We start from the raw sequence: 8012 nt of genomic DNA, 5'->3' as shown, positions 1-8012 counted from the left end.
GCCAACCTAAGAACATCCCGCACAGGGTGGGGACTTCTACCTGGCCACCAGCGGGGACATCAAACTGGCCGTTGACAATGAGCCAAGTCGCTCAGCGGCAGTTCTGGGGAGCTGTCCTCTTCGATCGACCGAGGCAAAAGACGTAGGACGTGAACGAGGAGCTGTGCGTCGTCTCAGGGCGTAAGACGTGCCCACGCGGTCCTGGACCGTCACGCCGACCTGCTGTGCGACGCGGCGAGCTTGCTTCGTGCGTACCCCGGTCCCGTATGCGACGTTGATGATCGTGATCATGAGTGCTCCCCTGAAGGGGTGGTGCGGTCTCATGCTCGCGTTTGCCTCGCGCTTCGCGGCGCTGCTGCGTCGGACGCTGTTCGGCCCGCGTTATGCGGTCACGAGATGAGGCGTGGCCTAGACTATTCAAGATCCTGACGGGTTACCGTTGGGGTACGCGCTGCACAACTTCGCGACCGCACCGCTTGCTGAGACCGCGTTCCATCCGGACGCACCAACTCCGCGGACCGAATTGGGCAACAACTGATCCTAACCCGCGCACCTCAACGCGGGCTTGCAGCGTCCCGCCTTGAGCACCTTGGCCTAGACGTCCAGTCTTCGACCGGATGTCAACCCGCCACCACCGCCGCCGACTGCCGCGCGATGGCCAGCTCTTCATTGGTCGGCACGACGAGCACGTCCACCGCGCTGTCATCCGCCGAGATACGACGAGCCTCCTTGCCACGCACCGCGTTTCGCTCGTCATCGACGACGATCCCGAACCCTTCCAACCCCGCCAGCGCACGGGCGCGGACGACTGCGGAGTTCTCCCCCACCCCGGCCGTGAATGTGATGACATCGACGCGTCCGAGGGCGAAGGCGTAGGCACCGATATAACGGCGCAGGCGGTGGATGTAGACGTCGAAGGCGCGTCGAGCGGCGTCGTCACCGTTGTCCATCAGCTCGGTGATGGCGCGGAAGTCGTTCTCGCCGCACAGACCTCGAAGTCCCGAACGCTTGTTGAGCAGCGTGTCGATCTCGTCGACGGACAGGTTCGCCACCCGGTTCAGATGCAGGACCAGCCCGGGGTCGAGGTCACCGCTGCGGGTTCCCATCACCAGTCCCTCGAGCGGGGTCATACCCATCGACGTGTCGATCGGCTGCCCGCCCGCGATGGCCGACGCCGACGCGCCGTTGCCCAGGTGCAGCACGATCTGGTTCAGCGACGCCGGGTCGCGGTCGAGGAACTCGGCCACCTGACCGGAGACATACTCGTGGCTGGTGCCGTGAAAACCGTAGCGGCGGATCGCATGTTCGTCCGCGACCGCACGGTCGATCGCGTATGTCGCCGACGCGTCGGGGAGACCGTGGAAGAACGCGGTGTCGAACACGGCCACCGAGGGGACGTCGGGGAGCAACTCCCGGGCCGCCAGGATGCCGACCAGGTTGGCCGGATTGTGCAGCGGCGCCAGCGGGGAGATCCGCTCGATCTCCGAGATCACCTCGGGGGTCACCACCGTCGGCTCGTAGAACGACCGGCCACCGTGCACCACCCGATGTCCGACCGCACTCAGTCCCGCGTCGGCCAGATCGGTTCCGTTGTCGGCGAAGAAGCGTTCCGCCCGTCGGACCGCGGCGAGGTGATCGTCGAGTTCCAGTGTCTCGGTGACGGTCTCGCCGTTCTGTTCGTGTGTCATCGACGAACCGGAGTCGCCGATCCGCTCCGCGATGCCCTCCGCGATCACCGTGCCGTCCGCCGGTTGCACCAGTTGGTATTTCAGCGACGACGAGCCGGCGTTGAGCACCAGCACCGCACCCGACGCCCCGCTCATCGGGGACCCTCGGCCTCGGCGGAGGCGGCGTTCTCGGCGAGTGGGTCCACGCCCTCCTGCTGGGCCTGGATCGCGGTGATGGCGACCGTGTTCACGATGTCCGAGACGAGGGCGCCGCGGCTCAGGTCGTTGATCGGCTTGTTCAAGCCCTGCAGCACCGGGCCGATCGCGACCGCCCCCGCGCTCCGCTGCACCGCCTTGTACGTGTTGTTGCCCGTGTTGAGGTCGGGAAAGATCAGCACGGTCGCACGGCCGGCCACCGGCGAGTCGGGCATCTTGGTCTTCGCCACCGAGGGTTCCACCGCGGCGTCGTACTGGATCGGCCCCTCGACCAGCAGATCGGGTTGCCGCTCGCGCACGAGTTCGGTTGCGGTCTTGACCTTCTCGACGTCGGCGCCCGATCCGGACGTCCCGGTCGAGTACGACAGCATCGCGACCCGGGGATCGATACCGAAGGCCGCGGACGTCTGCGCCGAGGAGATGGCAATGTCGGCGAGCTGTTCGTCGGACGGATCCGGGACGATGGCGCAGTCGCCGTACGCGAGCACCTTGTCGGCCAGGCACATGAAGAACACGCTCGACACGGTGGACACACCCGGTTTGGTCTTGATGATCTCGAAGGCCGGCCGGATCGTGTGGGCCGTGGTGTGCGACGCCCCCGACACCATCCCGTCGGCGCGCCCGGTGTGCACCATCATCGTGCCGAAATACGACACGTCACGCATCTTCTCCTGGGCCCGTTCCAGATCCATACCCTTGTGTTTGCGCAGCTCGGTGTAGATCCGGGCGAACTCGTCGAGATACTCCGACTCGGCCGGGTCGATGACCGTGACGTCGGAGAGGTCGAGTCCGAGTTCGATGGAACGCTCGCGCACCGCTTCGGGATCACCGAGCAGAGTGAGGTCGGCAACGCTGCGCCGCGCAAGCCTGTTGGCGGCCCGCAGGATCCGGTCATCGTCGCCCTCCGGTAACACGATGTGCTTTCGGTCGGCGCGCGCACGGGAGATCAGGCGGTACTCGAACATCTGCGGCGTCACCACGGTCGGCGTCGACACGTTGAGGTTGCGCATGACCTTCTCGGGGTCGACATGGGTCTCCATCATCGCCAGTGCGGCCTCGATCTTGTGTACCGAGCCCACCCCCACCTTGCCGCGCGTGTGGGCGGCGGTACGCGCGGTGTCGTAGGTGCCCTGCGGGCAGCTGATGATCGGCAGGGTCGGCTTCAACCCGCTCACCAGCGCCTCGATCATCGGGTGCGGTTTGAGTCCGCCGTTGAGGATGATGCCGGCGAGACGCGGGAAACCCTGTGCGGTGTTGGCGTTCACGAGTGCCAGGAGAACATCCGACCGGTCGGCGGGCGTGATGACCACGGTGCCGTCGGTGAGCCGCTCCAGGATGTGCTCGACGGTCATGCCACCGACCATCACCCGGAGCGCCTCGCGGTCGAGCAATTCCTCGTCACCGCTGTACATCGTCGCGCCGAGCGCCTCCTTGAGCTCCCCCATCGTGGGGGCGAAGAGCACCGGCTCCTCGGGTAGGCACAGCACCGGAATCCCGGTGCTGCGCAACTGGTCCCGGATCTCGTCGAGGCGGTCGGGGTCGCACCGGTTGGCAACCAGGGCGACGGGGGTGGCATGGGCAGCGGTCACCTCGGCGATCAGCCCCTCGGCCAGACCGTGCATCTCTTCCGGCGACCGGTCGATCGCCTTGATCGCCAACACCATCGGCGCCGACAGATTCGCGGCGATCCGGGCGTTGTAGCTCAGCTCCGACGGGGTGCCGACGTCGGTGTAATCCGAACCGACGATGACCACGCGGTCGCAGCGGGACTGGATGGCGTGGAAGCGCGCGACGATCTCGGCGACCGCACCTTCGGGATCGTTGTGCACCTCCTCGTAGGTGACACCGAGACAGTCCTCGTACGGGAGGTCGGCGGATTCGTAGTCGAGGAGGAGATCGAGGATCGGATCACGATCCTCCGCGGCCGTCCGCGAGATCGGACGGAACACCCCGACCCGCCCGCCGGTCGCCGACAGCAGGGCCAGCAACCCCAGCGCGACGATGGACTTACCGGTCTCGCCTTCGGCCGAGGCGATGTAGATGCTGGTCGTGGGGTCGGCGACGATCTGATCCGCGCTCGCGGGTCCGTCGGCGTCGGCGGTCTGGACTCTATCCGTGGCCATGCGCCCCAGCATAGTGGCGGACGGACCGGGCAACCCCGGTCCCGGAGTCGGGCGTCAGAGGAGAATACCCGGATTGCACACACCGTCGGGATCGAGCGACGCCTTGACCGACCGCAACGCGTCCAGGGCCAGGGGCCCGATCTCGTCGTGGTACGCGTCACGGTGATCCCGCCCGACCGCGTGATGATGGGTGATGCTGGCACCGGACGCCCGGATCGCGGAATTGGCCGCGACTTTCGCCGCCCCCCACTGCGCCAGCGGGTCGTCGGCGAACGGTGCGACGACCGTGAAGTACAGCGAGGCACCCGACGCGTAGACGTGACTGACATGGCACATGATCAGCGGCGGCGTACCCGAGGCAGTGAGCGAGTCCGTCAGCGCGGCCGTCACCGCGGCGCGCACGTCGTGCAACCGCGACCAGAACGCGACGGTCTCGAGCGTCTCGACCAACACCCCGGCATCGAGCAACGGGTCGCGAAGGTACGGTCCCGCGAAACGTCCTGTCCGCCAGGCCTCCCCGGGACCCTCCCCCAGCGCCCTGCCACCGGATTCGATCAACATCGACGACGCCGCATCGCGTCGCCGCGCCACCTCGTCGGCCGCGCCCTCATACCCGGCGACGACCAGGCACCCGGCCCCGTCATCGCCGTGCTCGCTCCCGGCGCCGCTCTCATGCGGCCCGCTCGCTTCGCTCCCGGCGCCGACGGGATCAGCGAGATTCAACGCCGTCTCCACCTCGTCGGACAGCCGGAGCACCGTCGGCAGCGGACCGTCCTGGGCCAGCCGACGAAGAGCGGTCGCGCCCTCCGCGAACGAGGCGAACCGCCAGGCGTCGAAGACGCGGGTCGTCGGGGCCGGACGGATACGGATCTGCACGCTCGTGATGACACCGAACACGCCCTCCGACCCGAGGACCATCTGACGCAGGTCGGGTCCGGCCGCCGACCGCTGCGCGGTACCGAGTTCGATGGTTCCCCGCGGAGTCGCCAACACGAGACCCTCGACCATCTCGTCGAAGCGCCCGTACCCCGCCGAGGACTGGCCGGCCGAGCGAGTGGCGGCATATCCACCGATCCCGGCGCCCTCATAGGACTGCGGGAAATGACCGATGGTCCAACCCTTCTCGCGCAGGAGCGCCTCGGCCGCGGGTCCGCGCAGACCGGCCTGCAGGGTCGCCGTCCGGGAGATCTCATCGATCTCCACCACGCGGTCGAGACGGCGCAGGTCGAGACTGATCACGCCGGCGAATCCGGCGCGGTCCGGCGTCAACCCACCCACCACGGACGTCCCGCCGGTGAACGGCACCACCGCGATCCGTCGCTCCGAACACAACCGCAGGATCGCGACCACTTCCTCGTGGTCGCCCGGGTACACGACGAGGTCGGGCGCGTCGTCGGCGTCACCCGCGCGCAACCGCAGGATGTCCGGGGTGGAGTACCCGCGCGTGTGCTGTACCCGTGTCGCGTCCGCGTCGGAGACGTGGTCGGCGCCGACGACAGCCGAGACCTCTTCGCGGACAGCAGCATCGACGGTCGACCGAGCCGGCGAGATCGTCCCCGGGTCGACGCCGGCGTCGGTTTTCCGGTCCCCGGCCAGCGCAGCCGCGGCGCCGGGCAGTTCGGCCGTGCGCGCCGGGTCTCCCCAGCGCGGCCGAAGCATCCCCACGACGGGGATCGCGGTTTCGTCGGACACGTGCTCGCCGGTCATCGGACCGGGCCCGGCCGGTTGCCGCCCGTCGGCGCGCCACCGCTCTCGGTGTCGTCTCGGACGATCGCCCGGACGACCAGTTCGGCGATCTGCTCGTCACTCAGGAAGCTGTCGGGGATGAGCATGAGGGAGTAGATGGTGCGCACGAGGAACTCGGCGGCCCCCCGCGGGGTGGGGAACAGCTGGTCCCCGATCTCGGGTTCCAGATCGGGCAGGGCCTCCGACACGATCTGATGGATGAGCGTGGGCCCGGCCGAATCGTTGGTGGCGACGAGCGCGCGGACCACTTCCTCCGGCTCCTTGCGCAGCACGTACTGCAACGCGTCGTGGTTGCGGATGTAGGGCAGCACGTTCACCACCTGCGCGTGGATCTTGCCCGCCGCGTCGGGCGCGGTCGCCGACCACTCGATCAACTTGACCCGCAGCAGCGACACCTCGCGTTCCACGATGGCCGTGACCAGCGCTTCGCGGCCGCCGAACATCCGGTAGGCGGTCGCCCGCGCCACCCCGGCGTGCCGGGCCACCGACGTCAGACTCAGCGTCTTGGCCCCGAACCGGGACACCAGCCCGACTCCGACATCCACCATGCGGTCACGATCCATGCGAAAACCGTAGCGAATCAGGATGCGGCGGGAACCGTCGTGGTGGTCGTCGTGGTCACGGCGCGCTCCGGTGCGGCGTCCTCGGTGGTCGGAGGTGTCGTGGTGATCCCGGCGGAATCATCCGGTTCGGATGACGTCGAGGGCGCCGACGGGACAGGCGCCGGTGACGTACGGCGGACCGAAGGCGTCGTCCGCGCCGGCTCCGGCGTCTCGGCGCGCGCGGTGATCGTGGTCTGCCGGTCCACGCGGTCGGCGCCCGCACCGCCGCCGAGGCAATGGACGACGAAGGTCCTCGGCACATTCGGATACACCGACGCCGTGAGGGCCCCACGCGACCCCGGCCCCATCGTGGTGGCGGCGGTGGGGTGGACCGCGCCGCTCGGTGTGAGGGTGCATTCCACCGCCGGATTGCGCGTCGCATTGTTGTAGAGACCGATCTGCAACCGGGTCCCGTCGACGCGGTACGAACACCCCGGGATCGGTCCGGAACCGGTGAGCGGTCCGCAGTTCACACTGGGCGACGCCGCGGGCGACTCCGAGTCGACAGCCAGAAGCGTTGTCGCCGTGGCGAAAGTCAGCGATCCGCCGATGGCGAGGCCGGCGACGAACTTGCGCATGGCGATGTCTCCTCGGTTGCGGTCGTGCCGGAAACGCGTCGTATATCGGAGGGCGTCATCGTCGGCGACGACACGTCCAGGCTACGCGCCGACCGGCCCGTACGCGGCCTCATCGGCAGCAACCGCCGGGCGATGGCGACCCCACCGAGACAGAGGAGTCCCCCGACGATGCCGACGCCGGTGGGCAACTCGTCGAGCAGCGCCCACGACAGGACGATGACGATCGCGGGGACCACGAGGGTGGTGGCCGCCATCGCACTCGCGTCGGTGCGGGCCAGCGCATAGGCCCACGTGGAGAACGCGATCGCGGTCGGCCCGACCCCGAGGTAGATCACCGCCCAGATCGCCCCCGGCTCGGCGCCGGACAGTTCGGTGACGGCGGCGGGGGCGAAGGGCGCGGTGGCCACGAGGCCGGCGACCGCACCCAGCCAGGTCGCGGTCAGCGCGTCGACGGTACGTAGGGCCGACTTCTGGATCAGCACCCCGGTCGCGTACAGAACCGCCGCGCCGACCCCGAGCACGATGCCGAGCCAGTCGGCGTGCGCGTCCGCGGTGGCGGACCCGCCGGCGGCGATCAGCACCACGCCGGCGAAGGCGATCGTCATACCGATCACGAGGTGACGCGGAAACCCCTCTCCGAGAAACAGTCCCGCGGCGACGGCCACGAGGATCGGCGCCAGGTTCACCAGCAGCGCCGCGGTCCCGGCGTCGAGGTGGCGTTCGGCCCAGTTCAGCAGGACGGTGTAGCCCGCGAACCAGGCGACCCCGTACGCCGTCACCAGGGCGAGCGCACGGCCGCGCGGTATCAGCGGACGGGCCGGCGCCCCCGTTGTCCGTGCGCGCAGACGTACCACCATCACGATGAGCGTCAGCGGGATCACCGCAGCCAGCAACCGCAGGAACGCCATGGAACCCGGCGAGAACGTGTCACCGAGCGCGCGGATGCCGATGAACGCCGACGCCCACAGCACGACGGTGACGACGGCGGCCAGAGCCGGCAGGGATGCGGTGGCGGACCCAGCCGATGCCGGTGTCGGGCGCAAGGACATGTGTTCCAGATTCACTCATCCGGCACTTCAG

6 protein-coding genes are annotated in these 8012 nt (G+C 68.8%); all 6 read right to left on the bottom strand.

The window, feature by feature from the left end; translation table 11 throughout:
- Positions 1-620 precede the first annotated feature (620 nt).
- Genes KB201_RS13930 through KB201_RS13905 form a run of 6 tightly spaced genes read right to left on the bottom strand, consistent with a single transcriptional unit; the run spans position 621 to position 7981 of the window.
- The gene (locus KB201_RS13930; RefSeq protein WP_211539493.1) at positions 621-1823 is read right to left on the bottom strand and encodes an acetate kinase; all 1203 of its coding nucleotides are present in this window, start codon (positions 1821-1823) and stop codon (positions 621-623) included.
- A complete protein-coding gene (gene pta / locus KB201_RS13925) occupies positions 1820-4018 on the bottom strand; it encodes a phosphate acetyltransferase (RefSeq protein ID WP_211539492.1) in 2199 nt (732 codons plus the stop codon). The genes KB201_RS13930 and pta overlap by 4 nt, the downstream gene beginning before the upstream one ends.
- A 42-nt stretch (positions 4019-4060) precedes the next feature.
- The gene (locus KB201_RS13920) at positions 4061-5713 is read right to left on the bottom strand and encodes an FAD-binding oxidoreductase (RefSeq protein WP_211539491.1); all 1653 of its coding nucleotides are present in this window, start codon (positions 5711-5713) and stop codon (positions 4061-4063) included.
- Entirely contained in the window at positions 5710-6315 is a 606-nt protein-coding gene (locus KB201_RS13915) for a TetR/AcrR family transcriptional regulator (protein WP_065630369.1), read from the bottom strand. The genes KB201_RS13920 and KB201_RS13915 overlap by 4 nt, the downstream gene beginning before the upstream one ends.
- A 17-nt stretch (positions 6316-6332) precedes the next feature.
- Positions 6333-6932 (bottom strand): hypothetical protein, encoded by a 600-nt coding sequence (locus tag KB201_RS13910; protein WP_211539490.1) that lies wholly within the window; start codon positions 6930-6932, stop codon positions 6333-6335.
- Positions 6890-7981, bottom strand: a complete 1092-nt coding sequence (locus tag KB201_RS13905; RefSeq protein ID WP_211539489.1) for a DMT family transporter — start codon at positions 7979-7981, stop codon at positions 6890-6892. The genes KB201_RS13910 and KB201_RS13905 overlap by 43 nt, the downstream gene beginning before the upstream one ends.
- Positions 7982-8012 lie beyond the last annotated feature (31 nt).

The sequence above is a fragment of the Gordonia sp. SCSIO 19800 genome, from assembly GCF_018132775.1.
Taxonomy (GTDB): domain Bacteria; phylum Actinomycetota; class Actinomycetes; order Mycobacteriales; family Mycobacteriaceae; genus Gordonia; species Gordonia hongkongensis.
The sequence above is the reverse complement of the archived record's forward strand: the minus strand, read 5'-3'. Positions and strand labels throughout refer to the sequence as shown.